Source organism: Nocardia aurantia, from assembly GCF_009604425.1.
Lineage (GTDB): Bacteria > Actinomycetota > Actinomycetes > Mycobacteriales > Mycobacteriaceae > Nocardia > Nocardia aurantia.
In genome coordinates this window covers 33,963-54,403 of record NZ_WEGI01000018.1, presented here as the reverse complement: position 1 = coordinate 54,403, position 20,441 = coordinate 33,963, and the positions used below count along the sequence as shown (strand labels likewise).

Here is a 20,441-nt window from a genome sequence, read left to right as displayed (position 1 = left end):
ACGGCGTATGAAAACTATATGCCGTGCAGTAAATGTACACCGTTCGTGAATCGCACGCCGAGGTAGAGTGCGCACATGGCTGTCCCGGCGCCGACCAGGCGCGAACGCCGTCGCTCCGAGACGACGGCGGAGATCAAGGAAGTGGCCCTGCGGCTGATGGCCGAGGGCGGCCCGGCCGCGATCACGCTGCGGGCGATCGCGCGGGAGATGGGCATGACCGCGAACGCGGTCTACAGCTACTTCCCGACCCGCGACGACCTGGTCACCACGCTGATCCGGGATGTCTACGGCGATCTCGCGGACGTGCTCGAGTCCGCCCGCGACCGCCACCCACCGGCGGCCGCGGCGGACCGGATCATGGCCTGGGCGTGCGCGTTCCGAGACTGGTCCCTGGCGAACCGGGAGGGATTCCGGCTGATCTACGGCGATCCGGTTCCCGGCTATCGCTCTCCCGAGGGCGGCGCGGCCCCGGACGCCGAGCGCCGGGCCTGCCTCGGTCTCGTCGGGCTCGCTGCCGGCGCATGGCCGCATGCCGAAACCGCCCACGCCGACCAGGGATTCGAGTGGCCGGACTTCGAGCCGAAGCTCGTTGCCGAAGTGCGGCAGGAGTTTCCGGGGCTGCCGCCCGCCGCGGTGGCCATCGCCCTGCGCATCTGGGGCCACCTGCACGGCCTGGTGTCACTGGAGGTGCTGGGCCACTTGCGGACTCAGACGACCAACCCGGAGAAGTTGTACCGCAACGAGATCGGCCACCTGCTCCGCGCACTGGGTCTCCCGCCGAGCGCCGCGGATTCGCGGTCCTGAAGGCGCGCCGGCGCTCGCGGCCGGATTTCCGCGCCTACTCGTCGCCGTGCTCGGTCACGGGGAGCTCGCGCAACCGGTCGGGCGCCACCGCGACGCGCCGCTCGTACTCGCCGCGGGTGATCTCGCTGGCCTCGAATCCGGGTGTCCGCTCGCCGGCCAGATGTCGTTGCGTCATGGCGAAATGGTCCGCCACGTAATCCGGATTCTGCATCCGGAGGTCCACCTCGCCGGCCAGCTTGTCGACCGCGTCCGCCCGGTCGGCGCCGACGACGAACCAGTCCTCGCCGGGATAGTAGGCGCGCACCCGCCCGTCCGGCTGCGACACGAACCGCGGCTGCTGTGTCACATGGACGACCGGATCAGGTGATTGCTCGGGGGCCTGGGGCATAGAACGTCTCCCTCGAACCGTCGTCGTGGACCACATAGCAGACGTACTGCATGCCGGGGTTTCCGACGATGGGTCCCGAATAAGCGCAGTTGACGGTCGTCGCGCCGGCGGGCGCCGAGAGAACCGCAGCGGAGAGCACGGTGACCACAGCCGTGGCAGCGAGCAGTACGAACCTTCGGATCATGACCGGAACCCCATCGTGACAACGCGGACGAGTGGATGATCCACCAGTTCCGCTCGCGGGTAAGCCCTTCCGGGTGAATTGTCACCGAATCGCGTTGTGGGCGTTCACATCGATGCGCCGATCAGGTTGTGGTGTCGCGGGCGTGCCGGTGGGCGATCCGGACGAAGGCCGTGGTCAGGGGGTGCCCCGGCTCGACCGGAGTGCACAGCACGACGTCGGCGGGCGGGATGTCCGGCACCGGCACGTAACGCAGATCGGGCCGATTGTTGTAGACGGCCACGGATTCCGGCGCGAGATTGACCCCCAGCCCGGCCGCGCACAACTCGAGCATCTCCTCGAGCGAGTGGGCCACCGGGCCGCGCCGCGGTGCGGACCCGTCCGGCCGTGGATCCACCACCCACCAGTTCACGACCTCGGCCGGACCCGCGGCGGCGATGAAGGTTTCGCCGCCCAGTTCGGCGATGCCGACGCTGTCCCGCTGTGCCAGTGGGTGTCCCGCGGGCAGCACCAGTACCCGCCGGTCCCGGTCGACCACGAGGCAGCGCAGCCGTCCCGGTAGCGGCGGCACCGGTCCCGGGACGAAGGCAGCGTCGACCTCGCCGTCCAGCAGGGCGGTGATACCGCCGGTGAAACTCAGCTGCCGGGTCTCCAGGCGGATGCCGGGCAGTTCCCGGGCGGCGCTGCCGATGATCTCGGTGATGACGGAATTGGCGCCGACGAAGCCGACGCGCAGCACCGGCTCCTGCCGCCGCCGCTTGTCCTCGGCCCAGGCGAGGATCCGGTCGTGGTCGGCCAGCATCGTCCGCGCCAACGCGAGCAGTTCGAGGCCGTCCGGGGTGAGCTCCACCCGCCGGGACGTGCGCCGGAACAGGCCGACACCGAGTTTCGTCTCGAGTCTGGAGATCTGTTCGCTGACCGTCGGCGCGGTCAGCCGCAGCCGCTGTGCGGCGCGGCCGAAATGCAGTTCCTCGGCGACGGCCACGAAGTAACGCAGCGCGTGCAGCGACAGATCCATCGGCCCTTCTCCCGGAGCAACCTAACAGCATTGTTCGGTTCCGCCTCACGATAACGGGTCGAATCCTACTGGAGTTTGTGGTGCGGGTCACGAATAGTGGAAATCAGCTTTCGATGAGCGATAGTGAGGATCGAACAGTGAACGTGAAGGCGCCGATCGCCGCTGCCCGGCTACTCTTCCGCAATGGACTGGTCTTCGACGGGTCGGGTGCGCCGCCGGTGCCGGGCGACGTCGTGGTGCGCGGCGCCACGATCGAGAGCGTCCGCGTCGGCGGCGGCACCGTCGCCGAGGACGGCGACACGGTGGTGGACTGCACCGGTGCCACGGTCATGCCCGGACTGGTGGAATCGCATGCGCACCTGACCTTTCCGTCCGCCGTCGGTCATCTCGACACCCGGTTCAACCCCCCGCTGGACGTCAGCTTCTTCCGGGAGCTGCCCCCGCCGGACGAACTGCTGGCCATCGCCCGCCGCAACGCCGGCATCCTGCTGCGGGCCGGCTTCACCAGCGCCTACTCGGCCGGCTCGCTGACCCCGGTGCCCACCGAGGTGCAGCTGAAAACGGAACTGGAACAGGGCGTCTCGCGCGGGCCGCGGCTGCGGGCCGCCTCCTTCGAACGGGACAACAATCCGGTGCGGCTGGGCCCGGACGGTCCGCGGCCGGTGGCCACCGGGCCCGAGGCGGTCCGGGCGTTCGTCCGCGAGCAGGCCGCCCTCGGCTTCGACAGCGTGAAACTGTTGCTCAGCAACGACGACGTCTTCGTGTCCGGCGGATCCCGGGTCACCCAGTACAGCGCGGCGGAGGCCGCGGCGGCGGGGGAGCAGGCCCGGGAATCCGGGGTGCTGCTCAATTGTCACGCGCAGTCCTCGCAAGCGGTGGAATTGGCTGTGCGGCACGGCTTCCGGTCGATCTACCACTGCACCTACGCCGACGAGGCGGCCGTGGATCTGCTCGAGGAGCACAAGGACGAGATCTTCCTGTCGCCCGCGGTCGGCATCATGTGGGCGAACGTGCACGAGGGCGCCGAGTTCGGCATCGACGCGGACCGTGCCGAGGCGATGGGGTCGGTGGCGGCGCTGGCCGCCCAGCAGGAGCTGTACCAGGAGTTGCGCCGCCGCGGCCTGCGGGTGCTGCCCGGTGGTGACTACGGATTCCCCAACAACCCCATCGGCCGCAACGCACGGGATCTGCAACTGTTCGTCGACCTGTTCGGCTACACCCCGGCCGAGGCGCTGCGCGCGGCCACCTACCTCGGCGGACTGCTGATGCGGCGCCCGGTGGGGCTGCTGACGGGCGGATACCTCGCGGATCTGCTCGTGGTCCGGGGCGATCCGTGCCGGGACGTATCCCTGTTGCAGGATCCGGAAAACCTGCTCGCCGTGCTGCAGGACGGCGAATTCGCCCATCGCGCACCGCGATTGCGGTCCGAGCCGGCGGGCGCCGCGCGGTGACCGGGGTGGGCGCGGAGGTCGGGCGGGTGGCCGGCGCTGTCTACCGCGAGGTCGTGGGATTCCGGCCGCTGGAACTGGATCTGTATCTGCCGCAGCATGTTCCGTCCGACCGTCCGGTGATCGTGTCCGTGCACGGCGGCGGCTGGCAGCGCGGATCCCGCACCCACGCGCTGCCGGTGCTCGGCGGCGACGGCCCGGCCTTCCATTCCGCCGTCGCCGCAAGCGGATTCGCGGTCGCGGCGGTGGACTACCGGCTCAGCGGGGAGGCGCCCTGTCCGGCGGCCGTCGACGATCTGTGCGCGGCCGTGCACTGGTTGCGCGCCGAGCACCGGCGGCTGCGGCTCGACCCGGCGGCGATCGTGCTGTGGGGCGAGAGTGCCGGGGCCCACCTCGCGCTGCTGGCCGCGCTGCGGCGGTCGGACCCGCTCGGCGTTCGCGGTGTGGTGGCCTGGTTCCCGCCCACCGACCTGCCGGGCCTGCCGGACGACCTGCGTGCGCTGCACGGCGCCGGGCACGAGCCGGACACCTCGCGGGAGGACCGTTTCCTCGGCGCCCCGGTCGCCGCCGAGCCGGAACGGGCGCGCGCGGCGAGCCCCCTGGCCCATGTGCATCCCGGCGCGCCGCCGATCCTGCTCGCGCACGGCACCGCCGACCGGCACGTGCCGGTCGCGCAGAGCATCCGGCTCGCCGCCGCGCTGCGGGAGGTGGGGGCGCCGGTGCGATTGGACCTGGTCGCCGGCGCCGGGCATTTCTGGGACGACGCCCCGGACGTGCCGAGATTGGTGGGCGACGCCCTCCGATTCTGCCGGTCCGTGACCGGCGCGGCCGCGCCGGAGCCGGAATGACCTGCGGCGCAACCGGTCTCGTGACCTCGATGGTCCCGCCCTTGACGGGGGCCGGTCACCGTGATGTGCTTCACACGCTTCAGTCGAGAAATCGACTTTCATTATGTGAAAGTCAACGTGTTACGGGATCGGTGACCCATGGTCGTGTCGAACGAATCCGCATTCCGGACCGCCGCAACGGCGGACCGGTTGATCGCCCGGATGGAACGAATACCCGTCTCGCGGTTCCATGCCCGGGTCGTAGGCCCGCTGGCCGCGGGCACCTTCTTCGACGCCTTCGACATCGTGTCGATCGGGACGGTGCTGGCGGCGATCTCGTCGACGTTCCACCTCGGTCCCGGGCAGGCCGGAATGCTGGTGAGCGCCGGTTTCATCGGGCAGGGCGTGGGTGCGATCGGCTTCGGGCTGGTCGCCGACCGGCTGGGCCGGCGCGGGGTGTTCCTGACCTCGCTGCTGGTGATGGGCACCTTCGCGCTGATCTCCGCTTTCAGCTGGAGTACCGGCAGTCTGGCGGCGATCCGGCTGATCCAGGGCTTCGGCCTCGGTGTCGAGGCGCCCGCGGCGTCGGCGATGCTCGGCGAATTCGTCGCGGGCTCGCAGCGCGGCCTGGTCACGGTGCTCTACAAACTGGCGTCGCCGCTGGGCAATCTGGCGACGTCGCTGGCGTCGGCGGTGCTGCTGGCGACCGTCTCGCACGAAACCGCCTGGCGGGTGCTGTTCGCGGTCGGCGCCGTCCCGGTGCTGATCGCCGCCCTGTCCTGGCGGGTGCTGCCGGAATCGCCGCGCGCGCTGATCCGCCGCGGCCGGCTCGACGAGGCGGAACGCACGATCGCCGCGATGGAACGGGCGGCGCGGATCGAACCGGGTGCCGATTCCGATGCGGTCCCGGTGTCGGCCGACGCAGCGCCGACGCGATTGGGCGAGTTGGTCTCCCGCGGTTACCGGGGGCGTTCGGTGACCGCGTGGGTGTTGTGGTTCAGCGTCTACTTCACGCTGCTCGGCGGCACGGTGTGGATGCCGAGCCTCTACGTGAAACTCGCGCACGTCTCCCAATCGACGGCGAGTCTCGCCAGTGCCGGGGTCAACGGGGTGGTCATCGCGATGATCGTGGCCGTCGGTCTGACCGTGGACCGGGTGGGCCGGCGCCGCTGGTTCCTGACCGGCTATCTGGTGTCGGCGATCGGCGCGATACTCGCCGTACTGCTCGCCGCCACCGGACATCTGAACTCGGTGCCCGCGCTGCTGCTGACCGGCGGGCTGATGCTGGCCGCGGTCGGCGGGATCGATCCGCTGGTCTACGCCTACACCGCCGAGATCTACCCGACCCGGATGCGGTCCTGGGGCGTGCTGTCGGCCAGCGCGTGGCGCTGCCTCGCGGTGGTGATCGCCCCGACGGTCATCGGCTGGATCCTCGACGCCGGCGGCGGTGCGGCCGCGGTGTTCGGACTGTTTCTGGCGGTACTGATCGTCGGGGGCGCGGTGACACTGCGCTGGGGTGTGGAGACCAGACAGCTTCCGCTGGAAGCGCTTTCGCACTGATCGCCCGCCGCGTGCCCGCCGGTGACGGGTACGCGGCTAGGCTCAGTCAGGGAAAGTAACTTTTATCAAGTGAAAGTACGGTGACGTGATGGGATGGCTCGGACTCGACGGCGCGCGGGTGTTGGTGATGGGCGCGGGCGGGCTCGGTGCCGCGTGTGTGCGGGGGCTGGCCGAGGTCGGCGCCCGGGTGGTGGTCGCCGATGTCGACCAGGTGAAGTTGAAGGCGCTGGTGGACGAGCCGGAACTGGCGGCGGCCGAGGTGCGGCCGCTGCCGGCCGATCTGACCACGTCGGCGGCCTGCGATGCGGCCGTGCACGCGGCGGCCGGGCAGCTCGGCGGCCTGGACACCCTCGTCCACGCGGTCGGCGCCAACGATCGGCGGCCGATCGAGGAGATGCCCGACGAGGTGTGGGAGCGGATCCTCACGCTGAATCTGTCCACGGCGTTCTGGGCGGGCCGGGCCGCGGCCCGGCTGATGCGGTCGGCCGGCGGCGGCAGCATGGTGTTCTTCTCGTCGGTGTCCTCGCAGCTGGCGCACCCCAACCACGGTCCGTACGCGGCCTCGAAGGGCGGCCTCGATCAGCTGGTCAAGGTGATGGCCCGGGAGACGGCCGCCACCGGGATCACCGTCAACGCGGTGGCCCCCGGGTACACCGAAACCGAACTGACCCGCGACTACCTCGCGAAACCCGGTGTGCGCGAAGGCATGACGGACCTCGTACCGGCCGGGCGACTGGGTGTGCCGGAGGACGTGGTGGGCTCGGTCCTCTTCCTGGCCTCCCCGCGCGCCGCCTTCGTCACCGGGCAGGTGTTGTATGTCGACGGCGGCCGCACCCTCGTCTGAGATCGCCATGCTGTCAACCACACTCGCCCCGGCCCCAGTGGGCCTGGCCGCGGTGTCCGCCGACCGTCCCCTGTCGGCGGCCACCGCGATCAGTGTCCGGGCCATCGGTGTCGGGACCGGCGTAGGCGCTCGGGTTCGGGCCGGGTCAGCGACCGCCGAGCAGCCGGGAGACCTCGGCGCAGGCGTCGAGCAGGCGCGGCAGCAGTTCCTGTCGCAGTCGCCGGACCGGGAACTCCCGGGCCGGGACCGCGACGTTGACGCCCGCGACCACCGCGCCCGTCTCGTCGTGGATCGGCGCGGCCACCGAGCGGAGGCCGTAGGCGAGTTCCTCGTCCTGGATCGCCCAGCCGCGCTCGTGGATCTCCACCAGGGCCGGGATCAGCTCGTCGAGCGAGCGGATCGCGTTCGGGCCCGCCGAACCGGCGAACGAATCCTCGGTCACCCGCCGCAGCAATTCGGTCTCGTCGAGCGAGCCGAGCAGCAGTTTGCCGATCGAGGTGCTCACCGCCGACAGTTGCGAGCCGACCTGGATGTTGGCCGTGACCAGGTCGTTGTTGCGGATACGGATCAGGTACAGCACCCGGTCGCCCGCGAGCGTGCCGAGATTGACCGTCTGGCCCGTGGCCGCCGACAGCCGCCGCAGCGGGCCGTCGGCCAGCTGCACCAGATCCAGGCCGCGCAGCGACGCGAAGCCGAGGGTGAGCACCTTCGGCGCCGGGCGATAGTCGCCGTCGGCGAGCTGTTCGAGGAAGCCCTCGGTGACCAGCGTCGCGGCCATCCGGAACGCGGTCGGCAGCGGAATGCCGGTCTCCGTGGCCATTTCGGTGAGTTTCATCGAGGTGCGCTTCTCGTCGAACAGCGACAGGATCCGCAGCCCCTTGGCCAGCGCTTCGACCTGGTAGGTGCGCTTGCCGGATTCGGCGGGCTCGGCCTGGGCCGGGTCCGCGGCGGTTCCGCGTGCCATGGACACCTCATTCTCGAGACTTTCACTGTATGGAAGCTGATATTACGCAGACCCGGGACGTGCGCCGATGCGCGGGCGTTCCCCCGCAAGGAGAGGAGCCGGATGTGACCGCACGGCTGGCCGGGCTGCTGCCCGGGGACCTGACCGAGGATCAGGCCGTCGTCTATCGGGCCATCGCCGGTGGCCCCAGAGCGGCCGGGCCGCAAGCGTTCCCGTTGACCGACGCCGACGGCCGGCTGCGCGGGCCGTTCAACGCGATGCTGCTCAGCCCGCCCGCCGGGATGGCGTTGCAATCGGTCGGCGCGGCGGTCCGCTACCACTCGGTGCTCACCGACCGGATACGGGAACTCGCCATCCTGGTCGTCGCCGCGCACTGGGACAGCGATTTCGAGCGCGCCGCGCACGAGGCGGTGGGCCGCGTGTGCGGGCTCACCGACGCCGAACTGGCCGCCGTGCGAGCCGCGGACGAGCCCGCCGTCACCGACCCGGTCGAACGGATCGCGCTGGATACCACCCGCGAGCTGGTCCGTAGGGGCCGCCTCGATACCGCCGGCTACGACGCCGCGGTGGCCGCGCTGACCGAGCGCGGGCTGTTCGAACTGACCACGATCGTGGGCTACTACGGGTTGCTGGCACTGCAACTGCGCGTGTTCGCCGGTGAGGGCCCGGCCGCTTGACAGCTCCGGGGCGCGCGACGATACTCAGCAACATTCATCTAGCGAATTCTACTTTCATTCAATGAAAGTCGGGCGGCTTCGTCCGATAGCGACACAAAGAAGGCATCCTCATGAAACTCATCACCTTCGACGACGGCCGCGTGGGTCGGCTGGAACTGGAGGAGCGGCTGGTCCTTCCGCTCGAGGTGGGCAGCACCCGCGAATATTTCGAACTCGCCGGCCGGGTGGCCGAGTCCGGGGAACGGCTGGCGCTCGACGAGGTGCGGCTGCGCGCGCCGATCGTGCCGAAGAAGTTCTTCCACACCTCCGGCAATTTCCGGGAGCACGAGGACGAGTCGAAGAAGGTCGACTGGTCGCATCCGATGCACAAGGGCATCGTGTTCTTCCAGAACGTCGACGCGATCGTCGGCCCGGACGAGCCGGTGATCTACCCGGAACATCTGACCAGCGAACTCGACTACGAGCTCGAGATCGCGGTGGTGATCGGTAAGCCGGGCAAATTCTTCGGCGTCGACGACGCGCCGGACCACGTCGCCGGCTACGTGGTGTTCAACGACATCACCGCGCGTGACATCCAGCGCCGGGAAATGGAATCCGGCGTGTTCTCCTTCTGCAAGGCGATCGACACCTTCTGCCCGGTCGGCCCGTACATCGTGACCGCCGACGAGATCCCGGACGCGCAGAACCTCGATATGGAGTTGCGGGTCAACGGCGTGGTGCGGCAGAAGTCGAACACCAACCGGATGTCGGTGTCGATCCCGCACCTGGTCGCCTACCACTCTCCGCAGGGCTACAGCGCGGGTGATCTGATCACCACCGGCACCATCCAGGGCGTCGCGGGTTTCAGCGGCGACCCGGACATGTACCTGAAGCCCGGCGATGTGATCGAGGCCCAGGTCGAGCGGCTCGGCGTGCTGCGCACCCCCATCATCGGCTGGACCGAGGGCCACGGCACCCCGGTGCCGCAGAAGGTGGACTGGTGAGGTTCGCCGCGGTCACCGGCCGGGCGGTCCTGATCGACGGCGACCGGGCCGTGGACATCCAGCGTGCCTCGCGCGACCGGTTCCCGTCGGATCCGATGGCGCTGCTGGAGCAGTGGGATGCGTTGCGGGACTGGGCCGTCGGCCGCGACACGGCCACCGCCGAGCAGTCCTTCGTCCCGGATCCGGCGGAGCTCACCGCCCCGGCGCCGCGGCCGCGCCAGGTGTTCGCGGTGGCACTCAACTATCCGCCGCACGCGGCCGAGGCGGGCTTCACGCCGCCGTCGGATCCGTTGGTGTTCACCAAGTTCCCGACCTGCGTCACCGGCCCGACCGGCACGATCGAACTGCCCCCGGGCAAGGTCGACTGGGAGGTGGAGCTCGTCGCCGTGATGGGGGCGCCGGCGCACCGTGTCCCGGCCGAGCGCGCGTGGCCGGCCGTCGCGGGACTCACCGTGGGACAGGACATCTCCGAGCGCGTCGTCCAATCCCGCGGCACCCCGGCACAATTCGGCCTCGGCAAGTCGTTCCCGGGCTTCGGGCCGACCGGGCCGGTGCTGGTCACCCCGGACGAATTCGCCGATCCGGACGATCTGGAGATCACCGGTCTGCTCAACGGCGATGTGATGCAACATGATCGGACCGCCTCGATGATCTTCGCGGTCCCGGAACTGATCGCTCGGATCTCCGCGATCGTGCCGTTGCTGCCCGGCGACCTGATCTTCACCGGCACGCCGGCCGGTGTCGGCAATCGCCGCAACCCACCCCGGTATCTGCGGCCCGGCGACGAACTCGTCAGCCGCATCGAAGGCATCGGCGAACTGCGCCAGAACTTCTCGCGGTCCGCGCTTGCTACCGCCGAGGCATCCACCACCACCAGTATCGAGACAGAGGGAGTCGGATTCGCATGACCGACAGTCGGATTCCGCAGCGGTTCGCCGGAAGGACGGTGCTGGTCACCGGCGCCGGCACCGGCTTCGGCGCGGAGATCGCGTTCCGCGCCGCCCAGGAGGGCGCCCGGGTCGCGGTGCACTACCGCAGCTCCGCCGCCGGCGCGAAGGCCACCGTGGCGCGCATCGAGGAGATCGGCGGCGAGGCGTTCACCGTGCAGGCCGACATCGGCCGGCACGCCGACATCATCGCGATGGCCGAGGAGGTGTTCGCCCGATTCGGCGGTCTGGACGTGCTCGTCAACAACGTCGGAGACGTCGCCACCGAGCAGATGTCGTGGCGCGACATCACCGAGGAGTCGATCGACCGGGTACTGGCCGTCGACATCAAGGGCACGCTGCTGTGCGTGCACGAATTCGGTTCCCGCATGCTGGAGCAGGGCCACGGCGCGATCATCAACATCGGCTCCACCGTCATCGTGCGCGGCAGCGCCCGCGCACCCCAGTACGCCGCCGGCAAGTACGGCGTCCTCGGCATCACCAAGTCCTACGCCCAGGCCTTCGCCCCGACCGTCCGGGTCAACACCTTCGCCCCCGGATTCATCGAGACCGAGGCGACCCTGGCCCGCGACGACTGGCGCAACGGCCGCCGCGAGGAACTGTTGTCGAAGACCCCGCTGAAGCACATCCCCGCTCCCGCCGAACTGGCCGGCACCGCGCTGTTCCTCGCCACCGACGACGCGGCCCACATGACCGGCGCCTACTTCAACGCCGACGGCGGCTTCAACATGCTCGGCGCCTAGCCTCCCCGGCTCGACCCGTCACGGTCGGAATCATGCTCGCCGTCAGTCGCCGAGAGTTCCTCTGATCCACAGAGAGAACTGCCGGCCGGACACGATCAGATCGGCCAGATCACCGAGAATGCGGAGTTGGATCGCGGTAGCGGGTGCGTTCGCCGGAATCAGAACCTCGGCATCGATCACCCGCGCCCCCGTCGTGTCCGCCGGGACGGACTCGACCGCCAGCGGGGCTCCGTCCCGGAGGAATTCGAGCCCCAGGGGCTCGGCGGCGGGGTCGACGCCGAGGAATGCGAACAGGCGATACGACATGCCGGGTGCCAGACCCCCACCGCCGAGCCGAATCGTCGTGCCATCGTCGTCGAGCGAGATCAGCGGTACCACTTCACCGGTCCGCCCGTAGACGTCCTGATCGCCACCCCCGGTATCCGGCGTCGGGCGTAGTGGCATCAGGGAGCCGGTGCCGAACCGGATACCGTCCTCGGACCAATCGAAAGTCGCGTGCGGCGGCCGGCCGTATCGAATTCCCCAATCGCCGTGCATGTTCCACCTGGCTCCACCGGGCGGCCGGCCGATGAACGCTCGAGCATGTTCGTGGGTACCGTCGGCAACCGCGGTGAGGAAATCCGCCATACCACCGTCGTAACGGTGGAACGTGCAGTCGAAGTGATGAAAGGCGATGACCGGCCACTGATCCGGATCATCGCCCGCGGTCTCCCAGAAGAACATGTCCGCGCCATTGGTGCTACCCCACTGGAGCAGACCACCGGGCTCGGGAAAGGCGCACAATTCCGGCTCGCCCGGTCGCGCATCCACGAACTCGCCGACCGAGCCGGGTTCCGGAAGGGTGTCGTCCACCAATGCGGTCAATACGACCCGGGCATCGGTGCGCCGCAGGGCCGGATACCACACCGAGAGTTCATGATTGATCGAGCCGTTCCCGTAGAGTTCGATGAATTCCCGGTAGTCGCCGGGTAGCCGGGTGCCGATCGCCTGCTCGATATCGGCCCACGGCGGCGCCGCCACGGTCGGCAACGGCGACGGTCGCAGCACCGAGGTCAGCCCCGGAATCGACGCATGCATGTGCACCCTTCCCTGTTGAATTGCGTTATCCTACAAAGGATCACGCTCATTACCGGCGCTGGGAACGCTTCGGCAATTCTCTGCTCCACGGAACGCGCCGGTCACCCTCGGAATACCTGGGCCGTTGTCCGGGTCGCGGCGCCCTTCGCTAACGTCGATTCGGTGGCATTCACGGCGAAGGGGTATGCGACGCGGCAGCGGATCGTGGCGGGGGCCGCGACGCATCTGCGCAGCGGCGATCCCGGGGAGGTGACGCTGGCGGTCGCGCGGTATCGGGCGCAGGGGATGAACTGCCCGCTCGGGGCGCTGATGAGCCAGGCCCGCAGCACCCCGGGCGCGGCCGAGGTCATCACCACTCTGTTCGATCGGGTCTACGCGGTCAACGTGACGGCGCCGTATCTCCGCACCCGGGCGATCGCGCCGCCGATGATCGACGCCGGTGGCGGGTCACCGGCCCAACGGCTTTCGCCGTCCGTGCCGGTGGTCCGGTTGGCACTAGAATCACTGCGTGGGTAACAAGGCGATCACCAGCTACGACGTCGCTCGCCGTGCCGGTGTGTCGCAGTCGACGGTGTCCCGGGCGATGCGGGGCGACCCGCGGGTGATCGAGGAGACCAGGGATCGCATCCGGGCGCTGGCCGCCGAGATGGGTTACGTCCCGCATCTGACCGCGCGTAACCTGATCACACGGCGTTCCTCGTCGATCGCGGTGGTCAGTGGTGATCTGCGTAATCCGTCGTATCCCGCGCTGGTGAACACGCTGCAGGAGAGGTTCGCGGAGCACGACTATCGGGTGCTGCTGATGAACGATCGCGCCGAGGGCAACCTGGAGCGAGACATCCAGGCGCTGCGCGGCGGTCTGGTCGGCGGCGTGGTGTTCATCTCCGCCCGGCTGGATTCGCCCATCGTGTCCGAGATGATCGACTGGAAGATCCCGTTGGTGATCCTCAACCGCGACGTCGACGGCGGCCAGGCTCGCCGGGTGGACCGGGTGACCTCGGACAACATCGGCGGTGGCCGGCTGGTGGCGGAACGGTTGCTGGCCATGGGGCATCGCCGGATCGGGCTGATCTCCGGTCCGCTGGACAATTCGAGCGTGAAACTGCGTGAGGCCGGATTCCGGGAAGCGTTGTCGCAGAAGGGATTTCCGCTGCGAGAAGAACTGCTGTACCGCGGTGGGGTCGATGCGGCGAGCGGATTCGAGGGCGGCGCCCGCCTGCTGCGCCGCGAGCAGCCGCCGACCGCGCTGTTCTGCATCACGGATTTCGTCGCCTACGGCACGCTGGACGCGGCCGCGCGACTGGGCCGGCGGGTGCCGGAGGACGTATCGGTGGTCGGCTACAACGACCTCGACGCGTCCAGCTGGTCGATGTTCGATCTGAGCACGGTCCGCCAGCCGTTGGAGGACATGGCCGTGGCCGCCGCCGAATTGCTGCTGGCCCGGATCGACGGCGCCGCGGGGGCGCCGGTGCACCGGGCCTTCCCGGTGGAGTGGGTGCCGCGGGGTAGCGCCGCGGCGCTCGCCGGTGCCTGAAACGGGGCAATGAGTCTGTAACCGCGGGGCCTCGATCCGGCAACAGCTCCCCAATACATTCGAAGTCATGGCGCGGCGAGGACGCCCGCCCGTCGCTACCTCGGTCCCAGGAGTCGCACATGGACATCGGTGTATTCATTCCCATCGGCAACAACGGCTGGCTCATCTCCAAGAGCGCGCCGCAGTACATGCCGTCCTTCGAGCTCAACAAGACGATCGTGCAGAAGGCCGAGAAATATGGACTCGACTTCGCGCTGTCGATGATCAAGATGCGGGGCTTCGGTGGCGAGACCGAATTCTGGGACCACAACCTGGAGTCGTTCACCCTGATGGCCGGGTTGGCCGCGGTCACCGAGAAGATCAAGCTGTTCGCCTCCACGCCGATCCTCGCGCTGCCGCCGGCGATCGTCGCCCGCATGGCCGCCACCGTCGACTCGATCGCGCCGGGCCGATTCGGCGTCAACATCGTGACGGGCTGGGCGCCCAACGAGTACTCGCAGATGGGACTGTGGCCGGGCGAGGAATACTTCGGCTACCGGTACGCGCAGGCCACCGAATACGTCACCGTCATGCGGCAGTTGTGGGCCGACGGGGTCAGCGACTTCCGGGGCGAGCACTACACGATGGAGGACTGCGTGCTGTCGCCGCGTCCGACCGGTGGCGCGGTCCCGGTCGTGGCGGCCGGGCAGTCGAAGACGGGTATGAAGTTCGCCGCCGAGATGGCCGACTTCAACTTCATCATGGGCACCGGGATCAACACTCCCACAGCCATTTCCGAGGCCACCGCCACCCTGGTCGAATCCGCCGCCAAGTCCGGTCGCGATGTCGGGGCGCTGGCCCTGTTCATGGTGATCGCCGACGAGACCGACGACGCGGCGCGGGCGAAATGGCAGGACTACCACGACAACGCCGATCTCGCGGCGCTCGGCTACATGGCCGATCAGTCCGACGCGGACGCCGCCGCCGACGAATCCTCCACGGCCAAGACCATTTCCCTGCCCGAGGGCGCCGTGAACTTCAACATGGGCACCCTGGTCGGCTCGTACGAGACCATCGCCCGGATGCTCGACGAGGTCGCCGAGGTGGCGGGCATCAAGGGAATCATGCTCACCTTCGACGATTTCGTTGCCGGAGTGGAGAACTTCGGCACCAGGATCCAGCCGTTGATGAAGAGCCGCAACGACATTCACGCCGCCGCCTGACCGCGGCCGGGGGTGCGCGCGACCGCGGCACCCCCGGACGGTCCGCCCCCTCGCCCGTGCCCGATATCCGGAGGTTTCGTCATGCCCACTCGCACCCTCGATGTCGCCGTCGTCCAGGCCGGTGAGCTGACCGAGGACATCACCGCGAACATCACCGGGCTGGCCGGGCTGATCCGTGCGGCGGCCACCGGCGGCGCCGGCGTCCCCGATCTGGTGGTGCTGCCCGAGTTGATCACCACCCCGTACTTCTGCACCGGCCACGACATCGGCCGCACCGGCTGGGCCGAGCCGATCCCCGGCCCGGCGACCACCGTATTCGCCACGCTGGCAGCCGAACTCGGCTGCGCGATCGCCTTCGGAATGTTCGAGCGCGCCCCCGACGACCGCACGCACAACGCGGTGGTGCTGATCGACCGGTCCGGCCGGGTCGCGGACTGGCGCACGCCGGACGGGGGAACCGTTCCGGCATACCGCAAGCTTTCGCTGCCCGCCAACAAGGTCAGCGGTATCGACATCGACGAGAAGTACCACTTCGCGCCCGGACAGACTCCTGTCACCACCGACCTGCTGGGCACCCGGTTCGGCTGCGTCGTCTGCTACGACCGCACCTTCCCCGAATACTGGGCGGTGGCTCGCGGACTCGGCGCGGAGGTGGTGCTCGCCATCGTCTCCTCGCTGGGCAGCCGGGAGGATCTGTTCCTGGCCGAATTGCGAACCAGGGCAATGGAATCGCAGGTCTGGATCGTGGCCGCGAACCGTGCGGGCCCGGAGACCCTCGACGGTGTCACCGTCGACTACTTCGGCCGATCCTGCGTCATCGCCCCGGACGGCGCGATCGTCGCCGAGGCGCCCGCGCACGTCGCGGACGAGATCCTGCGGGTGCGACTGGATCTCGACGCGGTGCCGGCGGTGCGGGCGGCCTTCCCCCTGGCCCGCGACCGCCGGCCCGACGTCCTGCGCCTGCTGGCCGATCTGAGCTCCGGCGTCGTCCGGCCGACCGGCGTGCCCCGGCCGGTCCCGGGCGCGCCGGCGCCGCCGGATCCGATCGGGTCCACCTCCGCGGCCCGCGAGGTCTCGCAGGCCGGATCTGCGGTGGCGCGGAAGTGAGTGCCGCGACGGATTATCCGGACCTGACCGCGGCCGCGGTCACCAGCGTCGAGGATGTCCTCGACCGGGCCCGCGCGGATATGGCGCCGCTGCTCGCGGCGTCCCGGCGTGATCCGCTGCCCCCCTCGCCGACCGCGGAGCCGGTCGAACCGGCCCACTTCCTCGCCGTCCTCGCCGCGAATCCGGTTCCGCGACAGCAGATCGCACCGATCGAGCCGGAACCCGGAATCGGATCGGCGGTGCACGAACTGGGCGTGGGAGAACTCCTGCGCGCCTACGCCACCGGCGCGACGACACCGAGCGCTGTGCTCACCGCACTGCGGGCGCGCTGGGCCGACCCCGCCACCACCGGCGGCGCGATGCCGTCCCCGCGCGGCGAACGGGGAACCGGTGGTGGGGTGGCCGACGGTGCGGGGCCGGGGGAGCCCCGCGGCGATTCCGGGGCGACCGGTAGCGCGGTAGTCGCCGTGGTGCCGGACCTCGAGGGGGCGGCCGCCGAATCCGACCGGCGCTGGGCGTCGGGTACGGCCCGGCCGCTCGAAGGAATCTTCTTCGCGGTCAAGGACATCATCGATGTCGCAGGCGCACCGGTGACCGCCGGCTCCCGGGTCACCGGGAACCGCGTCGCGACCGCGGACGCGACCGTCGTCGCCCGGCTGCGTGCCGCCGGTGCGATTCCGGCGCTGATCACCGCGACCACCGAATTCGCCTGCGGGGCACCGCACAACGCACGCTACGGTGCGGTCACCAACCCCTGGGATCGGGAGCGCTGGACCGGCGGTTCGTCCACCGGTTCGGCCGCCGCGCTGGCCGCCCGCCTGGTGCCGCTCGCACTGGGAACCGATACCGGCGGGTCGATCCGGGTGCCCAGCGCCGCCTGCAATCTGACGGGTATCAAACCCACCTACGGCCTGGTACCCCGCACCGGTGTGGCGTCGTTGTCGTGGACCCTCGATCATGTCGGCCCGATGGCGCGGTCGGCGGCCGATCTGCGTCTGGTTCTGCGCGTGCTCGCCGGACCGGACGGTCACGACCCCGCCGCCGCACCGGAGCACATCGCCGACACCGTCCGGAATGCGCTCGGCGCCCACCCCGCTGCCCCGGGCGCGGGGCCCGGTGCGGGACGGATGCCGTTGGAACGCACGGTGATCGGCGAAACCCCTGTGGCGGTGAACGTTTCGACGCGGGCATCGTGCTCGTCCGGGCGGCGGCCGCTGGCGGGGATCCGGATCGGCGTGCCGGACCGGTGGTTCATCGAGCTGTGTGACGCGAGAGTGCTGGACGCCAGGCGGCGGGCCGAGCGGGTGTTGCGGGAGGCGGGCGCGGAATCGGTGCCCGTGGCGATCGCCGACGCGGCGCGGCTGCACGACGCCGTCACGATCGTGCTCACCTGTGAGCTCGCCTCCAACCAGGAAGCGGCGCTCGACCGATTCGCGCTGTACGACATCGGAACTCAGGTGCGGATCGCCCGTGGCCTGGTGCCGTCGGCGGTGGACTATCTGCGAGCTCTGCGGTGGCGGGCCGCTGCGCTGCGCGATGTGCTGGCCGCGTTCGATCGGGCCGGCGTGGACGTGCTGCTCACGCCCGGGGTCGGCGCCACCGCCGCCCGGCTGGCGGACGCCACCGTCGAGATGGACGGTGAGCGACATCCGTTGCAGGCCATCGTCGGACGCAACACCGGACTGTTCGACTATCTCGGGCTGCCGGCCGTCATGATGCCGGCGGGTTTCGTCGACGGACTGCCCGTGGGGGTGCAGGTGGTCGGCCGGCCGTGGGGTGAGGACCTCTGCCTGCGGCTGGCGGAAGTGTGGCAGCGGAACACCGATTTCCACGAGCGCCGGCCCGCATGAACAGCGTTGCGGCGGAATATCATGCGCGGCCGTGGCGAGTGTTCGCGGCAACCAGTGTCGGGGTGGTGGCGGTGTTCCTCGGGATCAGCGGCCTGACCGTCGCCCTGCCGACCGTGACCCGGGAGCTGAACGCGTCCGCGGCGCAGTCGACCTGGATTCTGCTGGGCTACATGCTGATCACCACCGCGTTGATCCTGGTGTTCGGCCGGCTCGCCGATCTCGTCGGGCGGCGGCCGTTGTATCTGGGTGGCCTGGCGGCCTTCACCGCCGCCACCGGGTTGTGCGCCCTGGCCCCGTCGGCGGGGTGGCTCATCGTGTTCCGGATGTTGCAGGGCGTCGGCGCGGCCGCGGTCGTCACGAACAACACCGCCTTGCTCACCGATGTCTTCGCCCCGCACGACCTGGGCCGCGCGCTCGGATGGAATGCGACCGTCGCCGCGGTCGCACAGGTGGCCGGGCCGGTGGTCGGCGGCGCCGCGACGTCGGTATTGGGCTGGCGCGGACTGTTTCTGGTGTGCCTGCCGATCGGGCTGCTGGCCCTGGTCTCGTCGGTGCTGGTGATCCCCGCCCGGCACGGCCGAAGGGGCAGTGAGACCTTCGATCTGGCCGGATCGGTGTTGTCGGCGGCGGTCCTGACCGCGGTGGTGCTGGCGCTGACCCCGGCGGCGACGAGGGTGCCGGGCCTGCCGTGGCTGCCGTGGTTGTTCGTGGTCGCCGCGGCGGTGTCGGCCGCGGCGTTCGTGGCCGTGCAGGCGCGCCGGCGGCATCCCCTGGTGGATCTGCGATTGTTCCGGAACCGCGGCATCGCACTGGTTTTCGTCGCGGTGGTGATCAACGCTGTCGCCACCTACGCTGTGACACTGCTGGTTTCGCTCTACGGACAGGTGGTGAGCGGGATATCCGCCGCCGCCGCCGGTGTGCTGGTGGTCCCGGTGGCGGTCGGCACCGTGGTCGCGGCCGCGGCGGCCGGCTCGCTGGTGCCGCGCTACAGTCCGCGGGCGCTGACCGCGACCGGTATGTCACTGTGCGCGTTCGGGTTGCTCGGCCTCACCGTGACGCTGTCGGACACCGGGGCCGCCCCGGCGTCCACCGCGCCGTTCCTGTTCCTGCTCGGTTGCGGGGTGGGCCTGTTCATGACGCCCAGCACCAGCGCCCTCATGCTCGCCGCGCCCGCGGCCCGGCGCGGAATCGCGAACGGATTGCGCTCCGCGTTGCAGAATGTCGGCTACCTGCTGAGCACGGCGCTGGTGCTGACGGTCGTGACCGCGGGTCTCGGCGACGGCGCCCGCCGCGCGGCCTACAGCGGCACGCTCGGCGCGCTCGGTCCGGCCGAATCGGCGCGCTTCGCCGGAAATCTCCGGGTCGCGGGGCTGGTGCTCACGGCCGTGGTGGCCGTCGGCGTGGTGGTGTGCCTGGCGTTCCCGCGCGGGCCCGCGGTTCCCGACCCGGCCGATCGCCCACTGGAAACCCTCTCGTCCTGAAGGAGATTCACATGTCCATCGCCGACCGTGCCACGCAGGCAGCGGATTACGCGCGGGCGGGATTCGGCCGGGAACTCGAGCCCGGCACCCGGCCGGCGCTGGTACTGGTCGACCCCGCCCGCGCCTACATCGATCCCGAATGCCCGCTCTACGCGGGCGTGGAGGAGAACGTGGCGGCGATGCGGGTACTGCTGGGCCACGCGCGGGCCGCGGGAATCCCCGTCGTCGTCACCGAGGTGCGGTTGCGCGCGGACGGTGCCGACGCGGGTGTGTTCTTCCGCAAGGCCGGTACCCTCGTCGCGTTCTGTGCCGGCAGCCCGTTCGCCGAGGTGATCGACGGACTCGCGCCGAACGACGATGAACTGCTGCTCACCAAGAAGTATCCGAGTGCGTTCTTCGGCACCACGCTGCACACGTATCTGACCTCGCTCGGCGTGGACACCGTCGTGATCGGGGGACTGTCCACCAGCGGCTGTGTGCGCGCCACCGCCCTGGACGCGATGCAGCACGGATTCGTCCCGATCGTGGTCGAGGAGGCGGTGGGGGATCGGGACGCGGCGATCAACTCCGCGAACCTGTTCGACATCCAGCAGAAGATGGCGGAGGTGTGGCCGTTGGCACGGGTGGCGACCTATCTGGGCGCGCTGCCGGGCGCGTAGCCCGGCGGTTGCCGGTCGGGTAACCACGCCGAAACCGGCTGCGCCGCAGAATTTACCGGCAACAGCATCGCCGCAACACGGCCTCCGATACATTCGAAGTCATTGGCCGGTTCGCACCGAAGCGCCGACGCTTTCCTCCTTCCTTCT

20 protein-coding genes are annotated in these 20,441 nt (G+C 70.0%); 16 read left to right on the top strand and 4 right to left on the bottom strand.

What is annotated here, in order from left to right; all coding sequences use genetic code 11:
• The first annotated feature begins 75 nt into the window (after positions 1–75).
• The gene (locus NRB56_RS34445; protein ID WP_153348551.1) at positions 76–804 is read left to right on the top strand and encodes a TetR/AcrR family transcriptional regulator; all 729 of its coding nucleotides are present in this window, start codon (positions 76–78) and stop codon (positions 802–804) included.
• 34 nt (positions 805–838) lie between these two features.
• Here NRB56_RS34445 and NRB56_RS34440 read toward each other — a convergent pair whose 3' ends face one another.
• Complete coding sequence (locus tag NRB56_RS34440; protein ID WP_153348550.1) at positions 839–1,192, bottom strand: hypothetical protein; 354 nt, start codon at positions 1,190–1,192, stop codon at positions 839–841.
• A gap of 305 nt (positions 1,193–1,497) precedes the next feature.
• A complete protein-coding gene (locus NRB56_RS34435) occupies positions 1,498–2,391 on the bottom strand; it encodes a LysR family transcriptional regulator (RefSeq protein WP_153348549.1) in 894 nt (297 codons plus the stop codon).
• A 137-nt stretch (positions 2,392–2,528) separates the two neighbouring features.
• On the opposite strand from NRB56_RS34435, the gene NRB56_RS34430 reads away from it, so the two are divergent.
• The 4 genes from NRB56_RS34430 to NRB56_RS34415 all read left to right on the top strand — a co-directional run bounded on the left by NRB56_RS34430 (position 2,529) and on the right by NRB56_RS34415 (position 7,070).
• Positions 2,529–3,842 (top strand): amidohydrolase family protein, encoded by a 1,314-nt coding sequence (locus NRB56_RS34430; RefSeq protein ID WP_319943957.1) that lies wholly within the window; start codon positions 2,529–2,531, stop codon positions 3,840–3,842.
• 5 nt (positions 3,843–3,847) lie between these two features.
• Positions 3,848–4,687 (top strand): alpha/beta hydrolase fold domain-containing protein, encoded by an 840-nt coding sequence (locus NRB56_RS34425; RefSeq protein WP_194291096.1) that lies wholly within the window; start codon positions 3,848–3,850, stop codon positions 4,685–4,687.
• A 138-nt stretch (positions 4,688–4,825) separates the two neighbouring features.
• Positions 4,826–6,226: an MFS transporter gene (locus tag NRB56_RS34420; RefSeq protein ID WP_153348546.1), complete on the top strand. Its 1,401-nt coding sequence runs from the start codon at positions 4,826–4,828 to the stop codon at positions 6,224–6,226.
• An 88-nt stretch (positions 6,227–6,314) separates the two neighbouring features.
• Complete coding sequence (locus NRB56_RS34415) at positions 6,315–7,070, top strand: SDR family NAD(P)-dependent oxidoreductase (RefSeq protein ID WP_153348545.1); 756 nt, start codon at positions 6,315–6,317, stop codon at positions 7,068–7,070.
• Positions 7,071–7,215: 145 nt separating this feature from the next.
• Here the strand turns inward: NRB56_RS34415 and NRB56_RS34410 are convergent, their stop codons facing one another.
• Complete coding sequence (locus NRB56_RS34410) at positions 7,216–8,034, bottom strand: IclR family transcriptional regulator (RefSeq protein WP_153348544.1); 819 nt, start codon at positions 8,032–8,034, stop codon at positions 7,216–7,218.
• A 104-nt stretch (positions 8,035–8,138) separates the two neighbouring features.
• Between NRB56_RS34410 and NRB56_RS34405 the strand changes: the two genes are divergently transcribed.
• From NRB56_RS34405 to NRB56_RS34390, 4 genes are all read left to right on the top strand, one after another.
• Positions 8,139–8,711: a carboxymuconolactone decarboxylase family protein gene (locus NRB56_RS34405; RefSeq protein ID WP_319943956.1), complete on the top strand. Its 573-nt coding sequence runs from the start codon at positions 8,139–8,141 to the stop codon at positions 8,709–8,711.
• A gap of 110 nt (positions 8,712–8,821) precedes the next feature.
• A complete protein-coding gene (locus tag NRB56_RS34400) occupies positions 8,822–9,694 on the top strand; it encodes a fumarylacetoacetate hydrolase family protein (RefSeq protein ID WP_153348542.1) in 873 nt (290 codons plus the stop codon).
• Positions 9,691–10,602: a fumarylacetoacetate hydrolase family protein gene (locus NRB56_RS34395; RefSeq protein ID WP_319943955.1), complete on the top strand. Its 912-nt coding sequence runs from the start codon at positions 9,691–9,693 to the stop codon at positions 10,600–10,602. Before NRB56_RS34400 ends, NRB56_RS34395 begins: the two co-directional genes overlap by 4 nt.
• The gene (locus tag NRB56_RS34390) at positions 10,599–11,384 is read left to right on the top strand and encodes an SDR family NAD(P)-dependent oxidoreductase (protein WP_153348540.1); all 786 of its coding nucleotides are present in this window, start codon (positions 10,599–10,601) and stop codon (positions 11,382–11,384) included. The genes NRB56_RS34395 and NRB56_RS34390 overlap by 4 nt, the downstream gene beginning before the upstream one ends.
• A 42-nt stretch (positions 11,385–11,426) precedes the next feature.
• Here the strand turns inward: NRB56_RS34390 and NRB56_RS34385 are convergent, their stop codons facing one another.
• Positions 11,427–12,461, bottom strand: a complete 1,035-nt coding sequence (locus NRB56_RS34385) for an SMI1/KNR4 family protein (RefSeq protein WP_153348539.1) — start codon at positions 12,459–12,461, stop codon at positions 11,427–11,429.
• A 162-nt stretch (positions 12,462–12,623) separates the two neighbouring features.
• On the opposite strand from NRB56_RS34385, the gene NRB56_RS39485 reads away from it, so the two are divergent.
• The 7 genes from NRB56_RS39485 (at position 12,624) to NRB56_RS34350 (ending at position 20,294) form a co-directional block, all read left to right on the top strand.
• Positions 12,624–12,977, top strand: coding sequence for a Rossmann-fold NAD(P)-binding domain-containing protein (locus NRB56_RS39485; RefSeq protein ID WP_227838572.1), 354 nt, complete (start codon positions 12,624–12,626; stop codon positions 12,975–12,977).
• Entirely contained in the window at positions 12,970–13,995 is a 1,026-nt protein-coding gene (locus tag NRB56_RS34375; protein WP_319943954.1) for a LacI family DNA-binding transcriptional regulator, read from the top strand. Before NRB56_RS39485 ends, NRB56_RS34375 begins: the two co-directional genes overlap by 8 nt.
• A 119-nt stretch (positions 13,996–14,114) precedes the next feature.
• Positions 14,115–15,197, top strand: a complete 1,083-nt coding sequence (gene rutA / locus NRB56_RS34370) for a pyrimidine utilization protein A (protein ID WP_153348538.1) — start codon at positions 14,115–14,117, stop codon at positions 15,195–15,197.
• Between the two features lie 81 nt (positions 15,198–15,278).
• On the top strand, positions 15,279–16,304 hold the full coding sequence (locus tag NRB56_RS34365; protein ID WP_153348537.1) for a carbon-nitrogen hydrolase family protein: 1,026 nt from the start codon (positions 15,279–15,281) through the stop codon (positions 16,302–16,304).
• On the top strand, positions 16,301–18,154 hold the full coding sequence (locus NRB56_RS34360; protein WP_319943953.1) for an amidase: 1,854 nt from the start codon (positions 16,301–16,303) through the stop codon (positions 18,152–18,154). Before NRB56_RS34365 ends, NRB56_RS34360 begins: the two co-directional genes overlap by 4 nt.
• Positions 18,151–19,635: an MFS transporter gene (locus NRB56_RS34355; protein WP_153348536.1), complete on the top strand. Its 1,485-nt coding sequence runs from the start codon at positions 18,151–18,153 to the stop codon at positions 19,633–19,635. Before NRB56_RS34360 ends, NRB56_RS34355 begins: the two co-directional genes overlap by 4 nt.
• Positions 19,636–19,646: 11 nt before the next feature.
• The gene (locus NRB56_RS34350; protein WP_153348535.1) at positions 19,647–20,294 is read left to right on the top strand and encodes an isochorismatase family protein; all 648 of its coding nucleotides are present in this window, start codon (positions 19,647–19,649) and stop codon (positions 20,292–20,294) included.
• The last annotated feature ends 147 nt before the right edge of the window (positions 20,295–20,441 follow it).

Coding starts and splice junctions, on each gene's coding strand:
- NRB56_RS34440 (WP_153348550.1), bottom strand. CDS start 1,192: ATGCCCCAGGCCCCCGAGCAATCACCTGATCCGGTCGTCCATGTGACA.
- NRB56_RS34410 (WP_153348544.1), bottom strand. CDS start 8,034: ATGGCACGCGGAACCGCCGCGGACCCGGCCCAGGCCGAGCCCGCCGAA.
- NRB56_RS34400 (WP_153348542.1), top strand. CDS start 8,822: ATGAAACTCATCACCTTCGACGACGGCCGCGTGGGTCGGCTGGAACTG.
- NRB56_RS34415 (WP_153348545.1), top strand. CDS start 6,315: ATGGGATGGCTCGGACTCGACGGCGCGCGGGTGTTGGTGATGGGCGCG.
- NRB56_RS34355 (WP_153348536.1), top strand. CDS start 18,151: ATGAACAGCGTTGCGGCGGAATATCATGCGCGGCCGTGGCGAGTGTTC.
- NRB56_RS34350 (WP_153348535.1), top strand. CDS start 19,647: ATGTCCATCGCCGACCGTGCCACGCAGGCAGCGGATTACGCGCGGGCG.
- NRB56_RS34365 (WP_153348537.1), top strand. CDS start 15,279: ATGCCCACTCGCACCCTCGATGTCGCCGTCGTCCAGGCCGGTGAGCTG.
- NRB56_RS34385 (WP_153348539.1), bottom strand. CDS start 12,461: ATGCATGCGTCGATTCCGGGGCTGACCTCGGTGCTGCGACCGTCGCCG.
- NRB56_RS34445 (WP_153348551.1), top strand. CDS start 76: ATGGCTGTCCCGGCGCCGACCAGGCGCGAACGCCGTCGCTCCGAGACG.
- NRB56_RS34420 (WP_153348546.1), top strand. CDS start 4,826: ATGGTCGTGTCGAACGAATCCGCATTCCGGACCGCCGCAACGGCGGAC.
- NRB56_RS34435 (WP_153348549.1), bottom strand. CDS start 2,391: ATGGATCTGTCGCTGCACGCGCTGCGTTACTTCGTGGCCGTCGCCGAG.
- rutA (WP_153348538.1), top strand. CDS start 14,115: ATGGACATCGGTGTATTCATTCCCATCGGCAACAACGGCTGGCTCATC.
- NRB56_RS34390 (WP_153348540.1), top strand. CDS start 10,599: ATGACCGACAGTCGGATTCCGCAGCGGTTCGCCGGAAGGACGGTGCTG.